An 18,378-nucleotide genomic window follows, 5' to 3' on the forward strand; every position below is an offset into this window, starting at 1 on the left:
ATTGGTGTCCCGTTTTCGGGGTTCACTTCAAACCAATAGCTCATACTGGGTGTTTTTATAGTGTCGGAATTGTTTTCTCGTAATACTCCTCTGCAATTTCTTCATAAAAAGCTGCTGACGTCGTATAAAAATATGGAATTAGCCATAGGAATCCAATCCCGAGCGTAATACAACTTAATATAAACCAACCAATAAAGCTTAAACATAAAATGAAATACTCCATCTTATGTCCATTCATCATACGACGACTTTCTGTAATAGCTTGATTTATGGAATACTCAGGATGATCATTTATTATAAAGTACGTCATCGCATAAGAAAATGATTTAATAATGCCTGGAATAATAAATAGTAAAAACCATAAGAAAATATAAATGTTCACTACTATATATAATAAAAATGACTTTATAAACTTACTTCCTTCTGTAAACCATCTGAATATATGCCCAATACTCGCTTCTTTTTCACGAATGATATGTAATGCTAAATGATAACCACCTAGCGTTAATGGACCTACCATCAATATTGTAATAACGTCTACTGAAAGTGAGTTATTTACTTCTTTCCAATCCCAAAATTGAGAGAAAATGAAATCAATACTAAAGCTAAAAGCTGAAATAAGAATCGAAATCAGTAATGTTGCCCCGACAGCTAATCCCCATTTCCCTTCTAATGAATCTAGCGCTTCTCCTTTTAAATCACTAATCATATTGTTCCTCCTATACGTAATAACTCTATTAGTATAGCATGTTCCTACTACAATTCATCTTTTGAAAGATAACGATAAAAATGCGCTGTCGTTGTACTCATATACGGGCTAAGCCAAAGAAAACCAATTCCAAGTGTTAAAATCCCTAAAATACCCCATCCTATAAAACTAAGCCATAAAAGAAACAAATCTAACTTATGCCCCTTCATAAGATGCTTACTTTCTTTCATTGCTCGTGACACACTATACTCTGGATTTCCAATCATTACATAGTACGTCATCGCATAAGAAAAATACATCACAATCATAACAACGATTGAAATAGCTAATAGTACAAAGAAAGCGATAGTAAACGACGTATTTCCTTCTTCACCGAAAAATGCGAATAAGGCTACTAGCAACATTGGAATCCATGTACCTGTATATAACAAAATTGCAAGCATTGCCCACATCGTTTTCATCATTCTTTTAAAGCCACGAAACCCTTCGAATAAGTGATCTACTTTAGCACCTTCTCGTTTACTAATCTGTAAAAATACATTTGTATAACCGTATGATGTAATTCCATACGATGCGTTACTCAAAATTATTATGATGCAATAAAAAATACCAAATGTAATACCTGCTCCGATTGATATTGTTTCCTCTTCAAGTGAACCTGTTAAACCAGCAAATAGTAAAAATATAATAACTCCTGGAATTAAAAGTATAAGCATTGCAGCCATTGAAACAACATAACTTAAAATAAAATATAAAATCGTTGATCCAACACCTAGTCCCCATTTTCCCTTTAAAGAGTGCAACGCTTCTCGTTTCATTTCACCGATCATTTATTCATCCCCTTTATAAATTGTTGTACATTCTCTACTTATACAAGCATCAATATAATTATACCATTTTTGTAAAATTATCCATGAACTGCACAAAAAAAATCCGTAAAGGCAAAGCCTTTACGGATTTTTTATTTCATATCGGAAACGTTTAAACGGTTCACAGCACGTTGTAATGCCATTTCTGCACGTTTAAAGTCAACATGTGCTTGTTTATCTTGCATACGTTGCTCAGCGCGACGCTTCGCTTCATTTGCACGATGGATATCGATATGGTTTGCTTCTTCAGCAGATGATGATAATACAGTTACTTTATCTGGACGAACTTCGATAAAACCACCGCTTACTGCTACATAATCAGTGTGTCCACCATGTTTCAGACGAACTGCACTAATTTTTAATGGTGCAACAGTTGGAATGTGACCTGGTAAGATCCCCATTTCCCCACTCTCTGCTTTTACGCTTACCATTTCTACTTCTTTTTCGTAAACCGGTCCATCAGGAGTTACAATACTGACTGGAAATGTCTTCATACTTCGTCCCTCCTAAGGCCTTACGCCATCATTTTCTTCGCGTTTTCAATAACTTCTTCAATGCCACCAACTAAACGGAATGCATCTTCTGGAAGGTCATCATATTTTCCTTCTAGAATTTCTTTGAAACCACTAACTGTATTTTTTACAGGTACGTAAGAACCTTTTTGACCTGTAAACTGCTCAGCTACGTGGAAGTTTTGAGATAAGAAGAATTGAATTCGACGAGCACGATGTACAACTAACTTATCTTCTTCAGATAACTCATCCATACCTAAGATAGCGATGATATCTTGAAGCTCTTTGTAACGTTGTAAAGTTTGCTGTACTTGACGAGCCACTTCATAATGCTCTTCTCCTACGATTTCCGGCGAAAGTGCACGAGATGTAGATGCCAATGGATCTACGGCTGGGTAAATACCCATTTGTGTTAAACGACGCTCTAAGTTTGTTGTTGCATCTAAGTGAGCGAACGTTGTAGCTGGTGCTGGGTCAGTATAGTCATCGGCTGGTACATATACCGCTTGGATAGACGTGATAGACCCTTTATTTGTAGATGTAATACGCTCTTGTAATTGACCCATTTCTGTTGCAAGTGTTGGTTGGTAACCTACCGCAGATGGCATACGACCAAGAAGGGCAGATACTTCAGAACCTGCTTGCGTGAAACGGAAGATGTTATCGATGAACAATAGTACGTCTTGTCCTTGCTCATCACGGAAATGCTCAGCCATTGTTAAACCTGTTAATGCAACACGTTGACGTGCTCCAGGCGGCTCGTTCATTTGTCCGAATACCATCGCAGTTTTCTTAATTACGCCGGAATCGCTCATTTCGTGGTATAAATCGTTACCCTCACGAGTACGCTCACCTACACCAGCGAATACAGAGATACCACCGTGTTCTTGTGCGATGTTGTTAATTAATTCCTGAATTAATACAGTTTTACCTACACCGGCACCACCGAATAGACCGATCTTACCACCCTTAATGTAAGGAGCAAGTAAGTCTACTACTTTAATACCAGTTTCAAGAATTTCTACTTTAGTAGATAATTCTTCGAATGCAGGTGCTTGACGGTGAATTGGATCACGGTGTACATCCGCAGGAAGTTCACCATCTAAGTCAATTGCATCACCTAATACGTTAAATACGCGACCAAGTGTTGCATCACCAACTGGTACAGAGATTGCTTTACCAGTATCTTCTACTTCTGTGCCACGAACAAGTCCATCTGTGGAAGACATTGCAACTGTACGAACTGTGTCATCACCTAAATGAAGTGCAACTTCAAATGTTAAGTTAATGTTTGTTCCGTTTTCGTTGCTTTGTTTTACCGTAAGGGCGTTGTAGATTTCTGGTAGCTTTCCGCCATCAAACTTAACGTCTACAACCGGACCCATGATTTGCGTAACGCGCCCTTTATTCATCGGGTTCCCTCCTAGCTTTCTTTTAATTAGCCAGCTTTCTAAGAGAAGTCGGCTTTTAATTTTTTATTAGTGTAGCTTTCGCAGTTCTCCTGAAAGAACCGCTTCCGCTTTTTAATACTATTCTAACGCTGCTGCTCCACCAACGATTTCCGTAATCTCTTGCGTAATCGCTGCTTGACGCGCACGGTTGAATGAAAGTGTAAGTGAATCGATAACTTCCATTGCGTTGTCTGTAGCACTCTTCATTGCTGTCATACGCGCTGCGTGTTCACTTGCTTTACCGTCTAGTAATGCACCGTACACTAAGCTTTCTGCGTATTGTGGCAATAATACTTTTAAAATTTCTTCTTCAGAAGGTTCGAATTCATAAGCTGTCGTCGGTTTGTCAGACGCCACATCAGTAAGCGGTAAAATTTTATTTTCCGTTACTTCTTGTGAAATTTTACTTACGTAATGGTTGTAGTAAATATACAGCTCATCATAAGCACCATCTGCGAACATCGCAATTGCTCGAGAAGCAAGGTCTTTAATATCAGTAAATGATGGGTGGTCAGATAATCCAACTACTTCATCAATGATGTTAAAGCCGCGACGTTTTAAATAATCACGTCCTAGTCGGCCAAGCACAATAATTGAATATTGGTTTGAATCCATATTATGACGTTCACGAATTACGTTACTTACTGTACGTAATACGTTACTGTTATAACCACCTGCTAGTCCGCGATCAGATGTAATAACGATGTATCCTGTACGCTTTACAGGGCGCGAATTTAGCATTGGGTGATTAATCCCTTTACTTCCTTGCGCAATGCTCGCTACTACTTCTTGAATCTTTTCCATATACGGAACGAAAGATTTAGCATTTTGCTCTGCACGGTTTAACTTAGATGCAGATACCATCTCCATCGCTTTCGTAATTTGGCTCGTTTTCTTTGTCGAGGTAATCTTCGCTTTTATATCGCGTAAAGATGCCACAGGTTTTCACCACCTTTTTTCCAGAAGTTGGCACGATTAGTAAGAATCCTCTTCCTAATCTACGTTGCAAGATATTCTTGCTCATGATTGAAGGAAAAGAATAGGTGCACCTACTCTTTTCCTTTACATAACCGTCAGCAATCTCAAATCTTGAGATGCCTTTTATATGATCTAGCTAAGCCACAATCGGCTTCACTTTTATTTATTATTCAGAAGCTACGAATACTTTTTTAAATCCGTTAATTGCTGCTGCAAATTTGTCGTCATCCGCAAGTTTCTTAGTTGTGCGGATTTCTTCTAATAAGTCAGTCGCATTAGAATCTAACCAAGCATGGAATTCTTCTTCGAAACGAGTGATATCTACTACTGGGATATCATCTAGGAATCCACGTGTTAAAGCGTAAAGAATGATAACTTGTTTCTCTACACGTAATGGTTTGTGTAATCCTTGTTTTAATACCTCAACAGTGCGAGCACCACGGTTTAGTTTCGCTTGAGTTGCTTTATCAAGATCAGAACCGAACTGAGCGAACGCTTCTAACTCACGGTAAGATGCAAGGTCAAGACGAAGTGTACCTGATACTTTACTCATTGCTTTAATCTGAGCAGATCCACCTACACGAGATACAGAAGTACCCGCATCGATCGCTGGACGTACGCCAGAGAAGAATAGGTCAGATTGTAAGAAGATTTGTCCATCCGTAATAGAAATTACGTTTGTTGGGATGTAAGCTGATACGTCCCCTGCTTGTGTTTCGATGAAAGGTAGTGCAGTTAAAGAACCGCCGCCTTTTGCATCACTTAATTTTGCTGCACGCTCTAATAAGCGAGAATGTAAGTAGAACACATCCCCTGGATATGCTTCACGACCTGGAGGACGACGTAATAGTAATGAAAGCTCACGGTAAGCCGCTGCTTGTTTTGATAAGTCATCATATACTACTAATACGTGTTTACCATTGTACATGAACTCTTCACCCATTGTTACACCAGCATAAGCAGCTAAGTATAATAATGGAGCTGGTTGAGAAGCTGATGCAGTTACAACGATTGTGTAATCTAATGCACCGTGCTTACGTAGTGTTTCTACTACGTTACGTACAGTTGATTCTTTTTGTCCGATAGCTACATAGATACAAATCATATCTTCATCTTTTTGGTTAATGATTGTATCAAGTGCAACTGCTGTTTTACCTGTTTGACGGTCACCAATGATTAACTCACGTTGACCACGGCCAATTGGTACAAGAGCATCGATCGCTTTAATACCTGTTTGAAGTGGCTCATGAACAGATTTACGATCCATTACACCTGGTGCTGGACTTTCGATTGGACGAGTGTTTGTTGTATTGATTGGGCCTAAACCATCAACTGGTTGACCTAATGGGTTTACAACACGACCGATTAGTTCTTTTCCTACTGGTACTTGCATGATGCGACCAGTACGACGAACTTCGTCACCTTCACGAATTTCTGTGTAAGGTCCTAAAATAATGATACCTACGTTGTTTTCCTCTAAGTTTTGTGCTAGCCCCATAACGCCGTTAGAGAACTCTACAAGTTCACCAGCCATAACGTTATCAAGACCATGAGCACGCGCAATACCGTCACCAACTTGGATAACTGTACCAACATCACTAACTTCGATTTCAGACTGATAGTTCTCGATTTGTTGCTTTATCAGTGCGCTAATTTCTTCAGCTCTGATGCTCATGTGCTTCACCCCTATCTATTCTTCATTAATTCACGCTGAATACGTGCTAATTTTCCTTGTAAGCTTCCGTCGTAAATGCGATTTCCAATACGTACTTTAATGCCGCCTAGTAAATCTTCATCTACAACATTTTTTACGCGAATTGCATCTTTTCCCGTTCTCTTTGCAAATGCTTCTGCAATGTTAAGCTTCTCTTCTTCTGATAGAAGACGAGTAGAATATACAGTTGCGTCAGCTACGTTACGTTCTTCATTAGCAAGAACAACATATTCATCTGCAATTTCAGGTAAGATATCAATGCGTTTGTTATCAATTAAAATATATAACGTATTTAAAATAGATTCAGAAACAGATCCGAATACGTTTGCAAGAAACGTTTTCTTTTGTTCCTTTGAAATGTTCGGTTGCGTTAAAAAGCTATGTAGTTCTTCGTTCTTTACATAAACGTTTTGTACAAGGCGTAATTCCTCTTCAAACATTTCTAATACGTGTTTTTCTTTTGCAATTTTAAAAAGAGCGACAGCATAACGTTTTGCTACAATCCCATTGCTCATCGCGCTTCTCCTACTTCTTTAATATAATCGCGAATTAACTTAACTTGATCTTCTTCTTTTAACTCTTTTTCAATTACTTTAGAAGCAATTTGAACAGATAAAGAAGCGACTTGTTCTTGTAAAGCAGCAATCGCTTGCTCTTTTTCGCGTTGAATTTCTTGTACAGCAGATGCTTTAATTGATTCTGCTTCTTCTTTCGCAGCAGCAACAATAACATCTTTTTGATCTACAGCTTGTTTTTTCGCTCTTTCGATTAACTCTTGTGCTTCAACACGCGATTGTTTTAACATTTCACGTTGTTCTTCTACTAATTTCTTCGCTTCAGCGTTACTTCTTTCTGCAGCGTCGATTTCATTAGTAACATGCTCTTCACGTTCTTTCATAATTCCCATTAAAGGACCCCACGCGAATTTGCGTAGCATTACTAATAGAAGTAAGAAAATGAACAATGTATAAGCAATCGTTCCAAATGGAATGGAAGCCCCTAATAATAAAGTTGGCACAAGGATTCACTCCCTTCAAAATATCTAAATTGATCATATGAAAAAAAAAGACATACGTTTCGTTCATAAAGCAATGGCGAAGAAAGTTCGGAAAAACACTCTTCGCCATCTATGTAAGGGGAGTCTCCCTTATTTGTTCATTACGATGAATGCAATAACTACACCGATGATTGGAAGTGCCTCAACTAAAGCAACCCCGATGAACATAATTGTTTGAAGTGCGCCTTTTAATTCTGGTTGACGAGCAACACCTTCGATTGTACGTGATACGATAAGACCGTTACCAATACCTGCACCTAATGCTGATAAACCAATTGCAATTGCAGCTGCGATTACACCTAAACTCATTTAATTTGTCCTCCTTTGTATTATAAAAAAATAAATTTTTTCTTACTTAAATTATATTAATGGTCATGGCTTACTTTATGAGCCATATAAACCATCGTTAACATAACGAAAATAAATGACTGGATTGATCCAACGAATACACTGAATCCCATCCATGCTAACATTGGTACAAGCGCACCTAATGCTCCAAGGAATGATGCCCCGCCTAACTTAGCAAGTAATCCTAATAAGATCTCACCTGCATAAATGTTACCGAATAAACGAAGACCTAACGTTAATGTGTTAGCAAACTCCTCAATAACCTTTAATGGGAATAAGAATTTCATAGGTTGGAAATAACCTTTTACGTATTCTTTTGTACCCTTCATCTTAATTCCATAATAATGGGTGAGGGTAACTACCATCACGGCTAATGTTAATGCAACTGCTGGATCAGACGTTGGTGATCTCCACCATGCAATATGTTCGCCAGCCTCAACTGTTGAATACATGAATGGTAAACCAAGGAAGTTCGATACGATGATAAACATGATAAGCGTAACGCCAAGCGTTAAGAAACGTCCACCTGTTTTCCAATCCATCGTACTATTGATAATCCCTTTCACGAAGTCAAACACCCATTCCATGAAGTTTTGCATCCCGGTTGGGCGAAGGGCTAAACTGCGAGTTCCGATAACAGCGATTAAGAAAACAATAACTGCTGCTACAGTAACCATCATAACTGATGACAAATCGAACGTTAAACCTAGAAATTCAACTAATTTACCGTGTTCCACTAGTAATTCACCTCTCTTCCCTGCTCTTATACTCTAAATAAAGAAAATCTATGATCATGACAAGGTATCCTGTCAGCAATCCTACACCTAGGCCCCACATCGCAATTAACTCTTGATATTTGGCTGCAAATAAAATTAATAACCCAATCGTGGCGAATCTCGAATATGTACTTACCGCTGTCGCCTTAAACTTCACGTTTTCTCCATTTGTTACGCGATCCAACAGCTTGTCTGTTCTACGTGCAATGATGCGCAAACTAAGAAAACTGAAAATCGTTCCGATAATCAGTCCAAGAAATACATCCTTGTAAGAGGTGAATCCCCATCCTAGCACTAGAAGCGCAAGCAAGTAGTACATATATTTCTTTTGTCTTTGGACAAGTCCATGTACGTCTATCATCATTGCTCTCCCGAATAGTAATGTCGAATGAGTCGAATCATTGCGTATATCCCTGTTCCTAATCCGAGTAATAACCCTATAATAAGAAACAATGGAAACGTTCCAACCTTACTATCAATCCACTGCCCACCAAAGATTCCAATAAGAATAGAACCGACTAACTGAGCAAGAATACCTGACATTAAAGCATAAGCTTTTATATGGCTGCGATCGTTTTTTTGCAAGGATTCATCCCTCCAATATGTAACCCTCATTCACGATGTGTTAATAATAACTCATTTTTCTGCATAAATCCTATACAAAATAAAAAGTTTACATTTTCGTCACGGAATAGATGTATTTTTGTCACTGAAAGCCCTACCATCTATCCCCGTTGTTAGCATACAATAGGGTATTAACAGTGTCAACGAGAAATCGTAAAAAATCAAAAAATTTGAGTATTAGTCATTTCCTCCCAAAAATGAAAACGTTCCCCTTCTAAATACTGGTTAGAGATATGCAATTTCTAGCAGTTTTCTCATTATAATAGAAGGAAATGTTCACAAGTTTGTCACTATTATATTTTTACGATATAACGCTTTCCTTCCATAATATAGTGCTCTTTAGACGTAAGACTTCTATATTATATGTGGTGTGTATTCAACTTATGTTGTATATACTATGTATATTTATCCCCCCTCCCCTACCTCATCAGAGTACAAAAAAACGAGAGGGGAATCCCCTCTCGTCAGTTGTCTTACTTCGTTCCGAATAAACGGTCACCAGCATCACCAAGACCTGGTACTACATATCCGTGATCATTTAATTTCTCATCTAATGCTGCTACATAAATATCAACATCAGGATGTTCTTCTTGTACTACTTTTACTCCTTCTGGAGCTGCAACGATACACATTAATTTAATTTGTTTTGCACCGCGCTTTTTCAGAGAGTTAATTGCTTCAGCTGCAGAACCACCTGTTGCTAGCATCGGATCTAGTACGATAAAGTCACGTTCTTCTACATCCGTTGGAAGTTTCACATAGTATTCTACCGGTTGTAATGTTTTAGGGTCACGGTATAAACCAACGTGTCCTACTTTTGCTGCTGGAATTAATTTCAGAATTCCATCAACCATTCCTAAACCTGCACGTAAAATCGGAATTAAACCAAGCTTTTTACCAGCGATCACTTTTGTTGTCGCTTTGCTTACAGGTGTTTCAATTTCAATGTCTTTAAGTGGAAGATCGCGAGTAATTTCGAAAGCCATTAAACTTGCTACTTCGTCCACTAATTCACGAAAATCTTTCGTACCTGTATTCTTATCGCGAATATATGTAATCTTATGTTGAATTAACGGGTGATCAAATACATACAGTTTTCCCATGTGAATCTCTCCTTTAGATGATATTCATGCGTTTGCACGCTTTTTTACACTATTTACGATTGTAAAGAAAACGCTACTAATATTCAAGGGCAAATTTGGCAAAATCATGATTTTACGATGAATCTATCTAGTATCTTTACCAATTATGGGAGCTGTATCCTTCATTATATCGCCAAAATTTATTCATCATTTGTATACATACTTAAAGAACAATATATGTCCAAAAAAAAACTGCCAAAACAATTACGTCTCAGCAGTCTTCTTTAATCAATTATAGGTCTGTGTACATTGGGAATTTGCTCGTTAACGCTTCTACACGCTTACTTGCTTCTTCTAATGCAGCTTCATTTTCATGATTTTTTAATGTGTAAGCAATAAGTGACGCAATTTCATCCATTTCTTCTAAACCGAAACCACGAGATGTTACAGCTGCCGTACCGATACGTACACCGCTTGTTACAAATGGGCTTGCTGTTTCAAATGGAATTGTATTTTTGTTCACTGTAATACCAACTTCATCTAATACGTGCTCTGCTACTTTACCTGTGATTTCTAAGTTACGAACATCAATCAGGATTAAATGATTGTCTGTTCCACCAGAAACAAGTGTAAGTCCTTCTTTTTGAAGACCTTCAGCTAAGCGGTTCGCATTATTAATGATATTTTGTGCATATGTTTTAAAATCATCTTGTAGCGTCTCACCAAATGCAACAGCTTTTGCAGCAATTACGTGCATAAGTGGACCACCTTGAATACCAGGGAAGATTGATTTATCAATTTGTTTTGCAAATTGCTCTTCACATAAAATCATACCACCACGTGGACCACGTAATGTTTTATGTGTTGTCGTTGTAACGAAATGTGCGTGTGGTACTGGGTTTGGATGTAAACCAGCAGCTACTAAACCAGCGATATGTGCCATATCAACCATAAAGTATGCACCCACTTCATCTGCAATCTCACGGAATCGTTTGAAATCGATAACACGAGGATATGCACTTGCACCTGCAACGATTAATTTTGGTTTATGTTCTTTCGCTTTTGCTAATACATCATCGTAATTAATACGGTGAGATTCAGCATCCACGCCATATTCTACGAAATTATATTGTACTCCACTGAAGTTAACAGGGCTTCCGTGTGTTAAGTGACCACCATGAGATAAATTCATACCAAGTACTGTATCGCCTTGCTCTAAAATCGTAAAGTATACTGCCATGTTCGCTTGTGCACCAGAATGTGGTTGAACATTTACATGCTCTGCACCAAAAATTTCTTTCGCGCGATCACGTGCGATATCTTCCACTACGTCTACGTGCTCACAGCCACCATAGTAACGTTTTCCAGGATATCCTTCAGCATACTTATTCGTTAAAACAGAACCTTGCGCCTCCATTACTGCTTCACTTACGAAGTTTTCCGAAGCAATTAACTCAATCTTTGAACGCTGTCTTCCTAGTTCTGCCTCAATTGCAGCAAATACCTTTTCATCTTGACGTTTTAAATGATCCACCAAAATCCCCCTTTTCTGAACGAATTACATCGATTCCCAATAGTTTTTTCTCATTTATTCAGAAAAAACGAAAATTCAGGTTGTAATTCTTTCGAACCTTCATGTTTTCAACTACATTCTAACATGACTTTCTATATCATAAAAGAAAAAAAAGACCGAAAATCGGTCTTTTCTTTCTTCTATTATAAAGTCAGACTACATACCTTTTATCTTTCGATATAAAGCTATTATGCGACTTTATAATTTTTCATGTCTAACGGCAAGTTATAGTCTCTTCCTTCGCCGCATAAACAGCACGTGCTCCACCAATTAGTTTTCCACGTGTCGTTGCCATCGTTACATGTGCACTTCCAATTTCCTTCACACCTGTACGAACCGGAACAGCTACATGCTTTAAATGCATACCGATAAATGTATCACCAATATCCATTCCTGCATCTGCTTTAACAAACTCAATTACTACCGGATCTTTCAAATTGTGATACGCATATGTTGCTAATGCACCACCTGCTGATCTAACAGGCGTAACTGTTACAATTTCAAATTGATATTTCATCGCCAACTCTCTCTCAACTACTAAAGCACGGTTTAAATGCTCACAACATTGAAACGCCAACTCAATACCTGTTTGCTCTTGAAATTGTTTTAACTCAGAAAAAATCGCCTCTGCTACTTCCATCGTTCCTGATGTCCCAATTCTTTCTCCTAGCACTTCGCTCGTGCTACACCCCACTACAAAAATTTGACCACTTTGTAATGAAGCTTGTTCTTGGAAATCAGCAAGCGAAATTTGTAACTGTTCTCTTACCTTTACGATTTCTGTCATTACGCCTCTTCCTTTCACAGGTTGGTTCACCAAATTATATTTCCTACTGCTTCTAGTTAGAATCTATTACTTTGTTTCGTATGTTTTAATTTTTCCTACGCGGTTTTCATGACGACCACCTTCATAGTCAGTTGTTAACCAAATTTTTGCGATGTCACGTGCTAGACCCGCACCAATTACACGCTCGCCCATTGCTAACATGTTCGTATCATTATGCTCTCTCGTTGCTTTCGCACTGAAAGTATCATGAACTAATGCACAACGAATACCATTTACTTTGTTTGCTGCAATTGACATACCGATGCCTGTCCCACAAACTAAAATACCACGATCTACTTCGCCATTCGCTACCATTTCCGCTGCTGGAAACGCAAAATCAGGGTAATCAACAGAACCAGCTTCACATTCACAACCTAAATCAATATATTCAATATTTAACTCTTCTAATAAACTTACAAGTTCTTTACGGATATTCATACCGCCGTGATCAGATGCTACTACTACTTTCATTTTTACCCCTCCAAAGTTTCAATCAATTATCTTCATTTCTCACTCGTTACCTTAACGGAACGAAGTAATCTCCAATATCGTATTATACACGAAACATCAACCTTCTGAATGTTTTTTCAGTAAAGTTTGTACAAGTTTTTCCATCTCTTCTAACGTTTCTTTATAAATAGAAAGTGACCCGCCAAATGGATCTGAAATATCCTTACTTATCCCCTCAGTTACTCCATATAATGTATCCACTTTCTTTTCAACACTCGGATAATGCCCAAGTACAATTTGCTTATGGTTTTCCGTCATTGTTACTACAATATCTGCCCAATCAATCAAAGCTTCATTTATCTGTTGCGAAGCATGATCGATTGTAATTCCCTTTTCAGCTAAAGCTTCCTTTGCATATATCGACGCATCACTACCAGGATAGGCGAAAACACCAGCAGATTGCACTTCAAACTTATCTTCTCCATGATGACGAAGTAACGCCTCAGCCATCGGGCTACGGCATGTATTTCCAGTACAAATAAATAACACTCGTTTCATCCAAACCCACCCCTTTTCTTCTTTTTCCTACCTTTCATCATAACGTACATAAGAATAGAAAAAAAGAAATGTAAATATACGAAAGGCGCATTTCTCTTATATTTTTTCTAAGAAAAATGCGCCTTATCCACATATATGTGAAACCCTATTTCCAAGTGCCTAGAGTATTTTAACATACATAGCAAGCGTACTACAAAACAAAATAAGGAATCCATTTCATATGAAACGGACTCCTCTTATACAATAATTATTTCATTGTAACTTTCATTACTTCTGTTGAACCTTTTGTAGCTGTTACGCCTACAGTTGTTTTAATAGACTCAGCTGCATCTGTGTTTGTAATAACGATTGGGGTAATTGTACTTTTCGCTTTTTCACGGATTAATTCTAAGTCGAATGAGATTAATTTATCTCCAGCTTTTACAGCTTGGCCTTCAGAAACGTGAGCTTCGAAACCTTCGCCTTCCATTTTTACAGTTTCTAATCCAACGTGGATTAAAATTTCTGTACCGTTTTTCGCTTTAATTCCTACAGCATGTTTTGTATGGAATAACTGTACGATTTCACCATCAACTGGAGATACAACTACACCTTCAGTAGGATCGATTGCAACACCTTCACCCATCATACGACCAGCGAATACTGGATCTGGTACTTCTTCAATATTTTTCACTGTTCCAGTTAATGGAGCTACGATTGTTTCTTCATTTGTTTTTGAACCAAAACCGAATAATTTTTTAAACATAGGATAGTCCTCCTCATAATTTACCTAAAAGTTTATAGGGCAATCCCTAGTAAAACTCGGGATACATGTAAGACTTCATACTTCGAATATTATACTGTAAAAACGCTTTCGAAATAAATTACGTCATTACTAATAGACTCTTATTGTAGCTCTTTGCAAAATTCCAGTCAATTCTGATTGTCTGAATAACAATAAGAAGTTAACTTCTACTTATATTTTCTCTTTTTTTACCCAACTTGTCTAGAGGTCTTTACTACATTTTGTTTTTTGTTTTTAATTTGTAAAATTTTTTCAAACTTTTTTCAAAATCCGCTTGACTAAAGTAAGTAACTATTTTATTATTACTTACATAAGATAAGTTAATAACTTTTAGGAGGTTTTCAAAAATGATGGATTTCGGTCTTCTTATTATTCGTCTTATTATAGGTATTACATTCATGGGTCATGGTGCTCAAAAATTATTTGGTTGGTTCGGTGGTTACGGTTTAAAAGGAACAGGTGGCTGGATGGAATCAATCGGTTTACGCCCTGGTGTATTAATGGCATTTATGGCTGGCGCAACTGAATTATTAGGTGGTTTCTTATTCGCATCAGGCATTTTCACTGCAATCGGTTCATTATTTATCGTCGGAACAATGTTAATGGCAATCTTCACTGTTCACGGGAAAAATGGTTACTGGGTAACCCAAAACGGATATGAATACAACTTAATGTTAATCGCCGTTGCTATCGGGGTAGCTTTAATCGGACCTGGTGCATACGTTTTATTATAATTTTTATCTTGAATTCGAGATTTTTTAGACGGAACTTACTTCAATCACAATGAAGTAAGTTCTTTTTATGTAATAAAAATATTATTTTCAGCAGGAGTTTTCCACTAACATCTTGTAAACAAACAATAAGTCGTCATATTTAGAAAGGGGATTTTACGCATGTTATCCATTAATCCAAATGAACAAACGGAAAAAGAGAATTACAAATTATTAACGGGAAGTATCATTCCACGCCCTGTCGCATTCGTTACTTCTGTAACAAAAGACGGCGTATTAAACGGAGCACCGTATAGCTATTTCAATATTGTCGCTGCTAATCCACCACTTATCTCAGTTTCTGTACAACGAAAAGCCGGAGAAAGAAAGGACACTTCCCGAAACGCAATTGAAAAAGGTGAATTTGTCGTACATATCTCTGATGAATCTTACGTAGAAGCAATTAACGAAACAGCGGCTAACCTCCCGCCAAATGAGAGCGAAATTGAACTAGCAAAACTAACACCAATTGAAAGTGATGTTATCTCCGTTCCAGGTGTAAAAGAAGCAAATATTCGAATGGAGTGCGTACTAGAACGCGCAATCCCTCTTGGCGGAACAGAAGACTCACCAGCTTGCGATCTACTAATCGGACGCGTCGTTCGTTTCCACGTCGCAGAACACCTATACGAAAACGGCCGTATTCATGCAGAAGGACTAAAACCAGTAAGCCGCCTAGCAGGACACAACTACGCTAAACTAGGCGAACAATTTGAATTGGTGAGGCCAATCTAAAGGCGGAAGCGGCTCGTTCAGAATCGCAGGGCATTGGAGCTCTCGACCTTGAAGCGCTTTTTGCTTCATGCGAGAGAGCGAAATGACCGGAGATTCTAGCCGCTGGAGCTGGATAATATCTAAAAGCAGAAGCGGCTCGCCCAGAATGGGAGGGGGATAGAACTTCTGACGTAGAGGCGATTTTTGCCTCGTTGGAAGACGCGAAGCCACCGGAGATTCTAGTCGCTGGAACTGGATATATCAAAAAGCGGAAGCGGCTCGATTCCTTCCATCACTTAAACATAAAATCCCCTGCTAAATAGCAGGGGATTTTATCATTGTAATTCTTCCTTCTTTTCTTCTAAAGTAGGCACTTTCTCTTTTTTCGGTTTCCCAAGCTTAATTACTAAGAAATATAGGGAAAGCAATGTAATAAGAAAAACGATTATAAACGGATATGGAGAATAAAAGGCACGCGCTGCCTCCGTTTTTCCCGCCACAAACTTCAATGACTCAATATCTAAAAACTCAGCAAACATTTGTACACCGAGCATACTAAACCAAAAAACAAAAAAACTAATAATAATACCAAAAACTTGCTTCAATCTCGTCATTTATCTCATCCTTTCTATATCTATAATTTTTTAGTGTAATCAGTATAGTATAAATAAAACTATGCACAGAAAGGAACTATCTTACCATTCGCGAATTAACTTCATCCAACCTAAAATTGAAATTTGTAAAATAATACCCCAAATAACAAGCCGTCTTAACCACCTAGGGAAAAAAGTTAAAAATCGAATATACCATTCCAATAATTTATTCATAACTCCCTCCTCCTTAAAATTATATAGGAAAAAGGAGATATAATCCAAATCCAACCAAAATGATACCACCTACTATCTCACCATATGTACCGAGCATATCTTTCGCATGTCTACCAATTAATAAACCAATCCACGCTAATAACATACTAACAAATCCAAAAAGTAATATCGTAATAATTGTCTGCGCCCCGTAAATACCAAGACTAAGACCTACTGAAAAACTATCTATACTAACGCCAAATGCAAATACGAATAAACTAATTCCAATAGGGGCCGTTCTAGTCTCTTCATTCTCCAAAATAGATGAATATATAATATAGAATCCTAGTCCAATTAATAAAATAGCACCTGCAAAATGCGCAATTTCTCCATACTGTTCTGATAAAAAGCGACCTAATACCATTCCTATAAATGGCATGATAATATGAAATATCCCTATCGTCATACCGATATACAGAATTTGTCTTACCTTTAAGGTCATCATTCCCATACCAAGACTCACCGAGAACGCATCCATCCCTAAGGCGAATGCCATAATTGTTAAAGGTATTAGCTGTTCAAACGTCATTCATGTCCCTCCTCGGACGTGCTACTTCAAAATATGCTTATCCGAGGAGAAATATTCTGTTTGCTAATCGCACCTTACGATTCAGTAATAATCTGATGTCCTGCTGCTTTCGTTAAGCGATTCATAATGGCATTCCCTATTCCTTCATTTGGGAATGATTCACTAAAAATAACATCCACTTCACTTGCATCAAACGTTCTAAGTACATCATATAATTTAGTCGCAACGCTAGCTAAATCGCTTCGAACACCACAAGATAATACAACATCCGCGCTATATACATGCTGATATTCTTCCGTCGTTAATACACCTACTTTAAACCCTTCTTCCTTTTTCTTATCCACAATAAGCTGAATAAATTCACGTGAACCTTCAACAATGCTAAGCGGCGCTTTCGGTGCATAATGTGTATATTTCATTCCAGGTGATTTCGGTTTTTCCTTCTCGTCCTTTAAAGCCGGATCTAAAGAAACAGTACCAATTACCGCTTCTAATTGTTCTTTCGTAATTCCACCTGGGCGTAATATCGTTGGAACCTCGCTCGTACAATCAATTACAGTCGATTCAACACCTACTCCCGTCGCACCACCATCTACAATACCTGCAATTTTCTCATTTAAATCTTCATATACGTGAGAAGCTAGTGTCGGACTTGGGCGCCCAGAGCGATTCGCACTCGGTGCTGCAACAGGTACATTTGCCTCTTCAATAAGAGCAAGCGCTACTGGATGATCAGGCATTCTTACTCCAACCGTATTAAGTCCTGCCGTCACCTTCTCTGAAATCCCTTCTTTTCTAGGTAAAATAATTGTTAACGGGCCTGGCCAAAAATGCTCCATTAACTTCTCTGCAACTGGCGGGATTTCTTTCACAATCCCATCTAACTGTGATTTTGTACCGATGTGGACAATAAGTGGATTATCGCTCGGTCTTCCTTTCGCTTCAAAAATTTTCGCGATTGCTTCATCATTCATCGCGTTTGCACCTAGTCCATATACCGTTTCTGTAGGGAAGGCAATCGCCTCGTTTTCCCTTAATAATTTTGCTGCTTCTTGTAACTGTGGATAATATTTTTTTCTTTCCACAACATTATCCACAACCCACATATTTGTATGCATTTTTTCCCACGTCCTTTTCTACCCTGAAATACTTGTCTATTTTTAGTTTACTATGAGATTTATCCAAAAG

25 protein-coding genes are annotated in these 18,378 nt (G+C 38.0%); 2 read left to right on the top strand and 23 right to left on the bottom strand.

Translation table 11 applies throughout. The features are described 5' to 3' along the window. Nucleotides 1–55 precede the first annotated feature (55 nt). From QCI41_RS17025 to QCI41_RS17115, 19 genes are all read right to left on the bottom strand, one after another. Nucleotides 56–709 carry a DUF975 family protein gene (locus QCI41_RS17025; RefSeq protein WP_353837025.1) on the bottom strand — a complete coding sequence of 218 codons (654 nt, stop codon included), beginning with the start codon at nucleotides 707–709 and terminating at the stop codon, nucleotides 56–58. 47 nt (nucleotides 710–756) lie between these two features. Continuing rightward, nucleotides 757–1,539, bottom strand: a complete 783-nt coding sequence (locus tag QCI41_RS17030) for a DUF975 family protein (RefSeq protein WP_353837024.1) — start codon at nucleotides 1,537–1,539, stop codon at nucleotides 757–759. A 131-nt stretch (nucleotides 1,540–1,670) separates the two neighbouring features. After that, a complete protein-coding gene (atpC, locus tag QCI41_RS17035) occupies nucleotides 1,671–2,072 on the bottom strand; it encodes a F0F1 ATP synthase subunit epsilon (RefSeq protein ID WP_060487972.1) in 402 nt (133 codons plus the stop codon). A 20-nt stretch (nucleotides 2,073–2,092) separates the two neighbouring features. Further along, nucleotides 2,093–3,502 carry a F0F1 ATP synthase subunit beta gene (gene atpD / locus QCI41_RS17040; protein WP_353837023.1) on the bottom strand — a complete coding sequence of 470 codons (1,410 nt, stop codon included), beginning with the start codon at nucleotides 3,500–3,502 and terminating at the stop codon, nucleotides 2,093–2,095. A 117-nt stretch (nucleotides 3,503–3,619) separates the two neighbouring features. Then, a complete protein-coding gene (gene atpG, locus QCI41_RS17045; protein ID WP_000157704.1) occupies nucleotides 3,620–4,480 on the bottom strand; it encodes a F0F1 ATP synthase subunit gamma in 861 nt (286 codons plus the stop codon). Between the two features lie 205 nt (nucleotides 4,481–4,685). Then, nucleotides 4,686–6,194: a F0F1 ATP synthase subunit alpha gene (atpA, locus tag QCI41_RS17050; protein ID WP_000027510.1), complete on the bottom strand. Its 1,509-nt coding sequence runs from the start codon at nucleotides 6,192–6,194 to the stop codon at nucleotides 4,686–4,688. An 11-nt stretch (nucleotides 6,195–6,205) separates the two neighbouring features. Next, a complete protein-coding gene (gene atpH / locus QCI41_RS17055; protein ID WP_046960138.1) occupies nucleotides 6,206–6,748 on the bottom strand; it encodes a F0F1 ATP synthase subunit delta in 543 nt (180 codons plus the stop codon). Continuing rightward, complete coding sequence (gene atpF, locus QCI41_RS17060; protein ID WP_001142625.1) at nucleotides 6,745–7,251, bottom strand: F0F1 ATP synthase subunit B; 507 nt, start codon at nucleotides 7,249–7,251, stop codon at nucleotides 6,745–6,747. The genes atpH and atpF overlap by 4 nt, the downstream gene beginning before the upstream one ends. A 129-nt stretch (nucleotides 7,252–7,380) precedes the next feature. Next, nucleotides 7,381–7,599 carry a F0F1 ATP synthase subunit C gene (atpE, locus tag QCI41_RS17065; protein ID WP_000052064.1) on the bottom strand — a complete coding sequence of 73 codons (219 nt, stop codon included), beginning with the start codon at nucleotides 7,597–7,599 and terminating at the stop codon, nucleotides 7,381–7,383. A 56-nt stretch (nucleotides 7,600–7,655) separates the two neighbouring features. Continuing rightward, nucleotides 7,656–8,375: a F0F1 ATP synthase subunit A gene (atpB, locus tag QCI41_RS17070; protein WP_000399874.1), complete on the bottom strand. Its 720-nt coding sequence runs from the start codon at nucleotides 8,373–8,375 to the stop codon at nucleotides 7,656–7,658. A 7-nt stretch (nucleotides 8,376–8,382) separates the two neighbouring features. Further along, the gene (locus tag QCI41_RS17075; protein WP_000567600.1) at nucleotides 8,383–8,775 is read right to left on the bottom strand and encodes an ATP synthase subunit I; all 393 of its coding nucleotides are present in this window, start codon (nucleotides 8,773–8,775) and stop codon (nucleotides 8,383–8,385) included. Then, nucleotides 8,775–8,999 (bottom strand): AtpZ/AtpI family protein, encoded by a 225-nt coding sequence (locus QCI41_RS17080; protein WP_001171220.1) that lies wholly within the window; start codon nucleotides 8,997–8,999, stop codon nucleotides 8,775–8,777. Before QCI41_RS17080 ends, QCI41_RS17075 begins: the two co-directional genes overlap by 1 nt. Before the next feature lie 26 nt (nucleotides 9,000–9,025). After that, entirely contained in the window at nucleotides 9,026–9,139 is a 114-nt protein-coding gene (locus QCI41_RS17085; RefSeq protein WP_000232961.1) for a DUF4024 domain-containing protein, read from the bottom strand. Nucleotides 9,140–9,511: 372 nt separating this feature from the next. Beyond that, nucleotides 9,512–10,141, bottom strand: a complete 630-nt coding sequence (upp, locus tag QCI41_RS17090; protein WP_000517539.1) for a uracil phosphoribosyltransferase — start codon at nucleotides 10,139–10,141, stop codon at nucleotides 9,512–9,514. A 271-nt stretch (nucleotides 10,142–10,412) separates the two neighbouring features. Continuing rightward, nucleotides 10,413–11,654, bottom strand: a complete 1,242-nt coding sequence (gene glyA, locus QCI41_RS17095; RefSeq protein WP_000349796.1) for a serine hydroxymethyltransferase — start codon at nucleotides 11,652–11,654, stop codon at nucleotides 10,413–10,415. A 253-nt stretch (nucleotides 11,655–11,907) separates the two neighbouring features. Then, complete coding sequence (locus tag QCI41_RS17100; RefSeq protein WP_353837022.1) at nucleotides 11,908–12,480, bottom strand: TIGR01440 family protein; 573 nt, start codon at nucleotides 12,478–12,480, stop codon at nucleotides 11,908–11,910. Nucleotides 12,481–12,546: 66 nt separating this feature from the next. After that, nucleotides 12,547–12,990 (bottom strand): ribose 5-phosphate isomerase B, encoded by a 444-nt coding sequence (gene rpiB, locus QCI41_RS17105; protein WP_000869917.1) that lies wholly within the window; start codon nucleotides 12,988–12,990, stop codon nucleotides 12,547–12,549. A 96-nt stretch (nucleotides 12,991–13,086) separates the two neighbouring features. Further along, a complete protein-coding gene (locus tag QCI41_RS17110; protein ID WP_088123785.1) occupies nucleotides 13,087–13,527 on the bottom strand; it encodes a low molecular weight protein arginine phosphatase in 441 nt (146 codons plus the stop codon). A gap of 247 nt (nucleotides 13,528–13,774) precedes the next feature. Next, entirely contained in the window at nucleotides 13,775–14,272 is a 498-nt protein-coding gene (locus QCI41_RS17115; RefSeq protein ID WP_353837021.1) for a PTS sugar transporter subunit IIA, read from the bottom strand. A gap of 386 nt (nucleotides 14,273–14,658) precedes the next feature. Between QCI41_RS17115 and QCI41_RS17120 the strand changes: the two genes are divergently transcribed. Continuing rightward, on the top strand, nucleotides 14,659–15,045 hold the full coding sequence (locus tag QCI41_RS17120; protein ID WP_353837020.1) for a DoxX family protein: 387 nt from the start codon (nucleotides 14,659–14,661) through the stop codon (nucleotides 15,043–15,045). Nucleotides 15,046–15,204: 159 nt separating this feature from the next. After that, nucleotides 15,205–15,816, top strand: coding sequence for a flavin reductase family protein (locus QCI41_RS17125; RefSeq protein WP_046960139.1), 612 nt, complete (start codon nucleotides 15,205–15,207; stop codon nucleotides 15,814–15,816). A 314-nt stretch (nucleotides 15,817–16,130) separates the two neighbouring features. On the opposite strand, the gene QCI41_RS17130 is transcribed toward QCI41_RS17125, so the two are convergent. The 4 genes from QCI41_RS17130 to QCI41_RS17145 all read right to left on the bottom strand — a co-directional run bounded on the left by QCI41_RS17130 (nucleotide 16,131) and on the right by QCI41_RS17145 (nucleotide 18,308). Continuing rightward, nucleotides 16,131–16,409: a DUF3935 domain-containing protein gene (locus QCI41_RS17130; RefSeq protein WP_000197467.1), complete on the bottom strand. Its 279-nt coding sequence runs from the start codon at nucleotides 16,407–16,409 to the stop codon at nucleotides 16,131–16,133. A gap of 81 nt (nucleotides 16,410–16,490) precedes the next feature. Further along, nucleotides 16,491–16,622: a hypothetical protein gene (locus QCI41_RS17135; protein ID WP_001037624.1), complete on the bottom strand. Its 132-nt coding sequence runs from the start codon at nucleotides 16,620–16,622 to the stop codon at nucleotides 16,491–16,493. A gap of 19 nt (nucleotides 16,623–16,641) precedes the next feature. After that, nucleotides 16,642–17,190, bottom strand: coding sequence for a manganese efflux pump MntP (locus QCI41_RS17140; RefSeq protein ID WP_000142488.1), 549 nt, complete (start codon nucleotides 17,188–17,190; stop codon nucleotides 16,642–16,644). Between the two features lie 74 nt (nucleotides 17,191–17,264). Beyond that, nucleotides 17,265–18,308 carry an L-threonylcarbamoyladenylate synthase gene (locus tag QCI41_RS17145; protein ID WP_000557344.1) on the bottom strand — a complete coding sequence of 348 codons (1,044 nt, stop codon included), beginning with the start codon at nucleotides 18,306–18,308 and terminating at the stop codon, nucleotides 17,265–17,267. Nucleotides 18,309–18,378: the final 70 nt, after the last annotated feature.

The sequence above is a fragment of the Bacillus cereus group sp. MG4 genome, assembly GCF_040460055.1.
Lineage (GTDB): Bacteria > Bacillota > Bacilli > Bacillales > Bacillaceae_G > Bacillus_A > Bacillus_A wiedmannii.

What these genes read in the sequence shown, in the direction of transcription:
- QCI41_RS17120 (WP_353837020.1), top strand. Translation starts at nt 14,659, where the DNA reads ATGATGGATTTCGGTCTTCTTATTATTCGTCTTATTATAGGTATTACA.
- rpiB (WP_000869917.1), bottom strand. Translation starts at nt 12,990, where the DNA reads ATGAAAGTAGTAGTAGCATCTGATCACGGCGGTATGAATATCCGTAAA.
- QCI41_RS17135 (WP_001037624.1), bottom strand. Translation starts at nt 16,622, where the DNA reads ATGAATAAATTATTGGAATGGTATATTCGATTTTTAACTTTTTTCCCT.
- QCI41_RS17075 (WP_000567600.1), bottom strand. Translation starts at nt 8,775, where the DNA reads ATGATAGACGTACATGGACTTGTCCAAAGACAAAAGAAATATATGTAC.
- QCI41_RS17030 (WP_353837024.1), bottom strand. Translation starts at nt 1,539, where the DNA reads ATGATCGGTGAAATGAAACGAGAAGCGTTGCACTCTTTAAAGGGAAAA.
- atpD (WP_353837023.1), bottom strand. Translation starts at nt 3,502, where the DNA reads ATGAATAAAGGGCGCGTTACGCAAATCATGGGTCCGGTTGTAGACGTT.
- QCI41_RS17115 (WP_353837021.1), bottom strand. Translation starts at nt 14,272, where the DNA reads ATGTTTAAAAAATTATTCGGTTTTGGTTCAAAAACAAATGAAGAAACA.
- atpE (WP_000052064.1), bottom strand. Translation starts at nt 7,599, where the DNA reads ATGAGTTTAGGTGTAATCGCAGCTGCAATTGCAATTGGTTTATCAGCA.
- QCI41_RS17025 (WP_353837025.1), bottom strand. Translation starts at nt 709, where the DNA reads ATGATTAGTGATTTAAAAGGAGAAGCGCTAGATTCATTAGAAGGGAAA.
- QCI41_RS17110 (WP_088123785.1), bottom strand. Translation starts at nt 13,527, where the DNA reads ATGAAACGAGTGTTATTTATTTGTACTGGAAATACATGCCGTAGCCCG.
- atpA (WP_000027510.1), bottom strand. Translation starts at nt 6,194, where the DNA reads ATGAGCATCAGAGCTGAAGAAATTAGCGCACTGATAAAGCAACAAATC.
- QCI41_RS17100 (WP_353837022.1), bottom strand. Translation starts at nt 12,480, where the DNA reads ATGACAGAAATCGTAAAGGTAAGAGAACAGTTACAAATTTCGCTTGCT.
- QCI41_RS17145 (WP_000557344.1), bottom strand. Translation starts at nt 18,308, where the DNA reads ATGCATACAAATATGTGGGTTGTGGATAATGTTGTGGAAAGAAAAAAA.
- upp (WP_000517539.1), bottom strand. Translation starts at nt 10,141, where the DNA reads ATGGGAAAACTGTATGTATTTGATCACCCGTTAATTCAACATAAGATT.
- QCI41_RS17140 (WP_000142488.1), bottom strand. Translation starts at nt 17,190, where the DNA reads ATGACGTTTGAACAGCTAATACCTTTAACAATTATGGCATTCGCCTTA.
- QCI41_RS17130 (WP_000197467.1), bottom strand. Translation starts at nt 16,409, where the DNA reads ATGACGAGATTGAAGCAAGTTTTTGGTATTATTATTAGTTTTTTTGTT.
- QCI41_RS17085 (WP_000232961.1), bottom strand. Translation starts at nt 9,139, where the DNA reads ATGGTAGGGCTTTCAGTGACAAAAATACATCTATTCCGTGACGAAAAT.
- atpC (WP_060487972.1), bottom strand. Translation starts at nt 2,072, where the DNA reads ATGAAGACATTTCCAGTCAGTATTGTAACTCCTGATGGACCGGTTTAC.
- QCI41_RS17125 (WP_046960139.1), top strand. Translation starts at nt 15,205, where the DNA reads ATGTTATCCATTAATCCAAATGAACAAACGGAAAAAGAGAATTACAAA.
- atpH (WP_046960138.1), bottom strand. Translation starts at nt 6,748, where the DNA reads ATGAGCAATGGGATTGTAGCAAAACGTTATGCTGTCGCTCTTTTTAAA.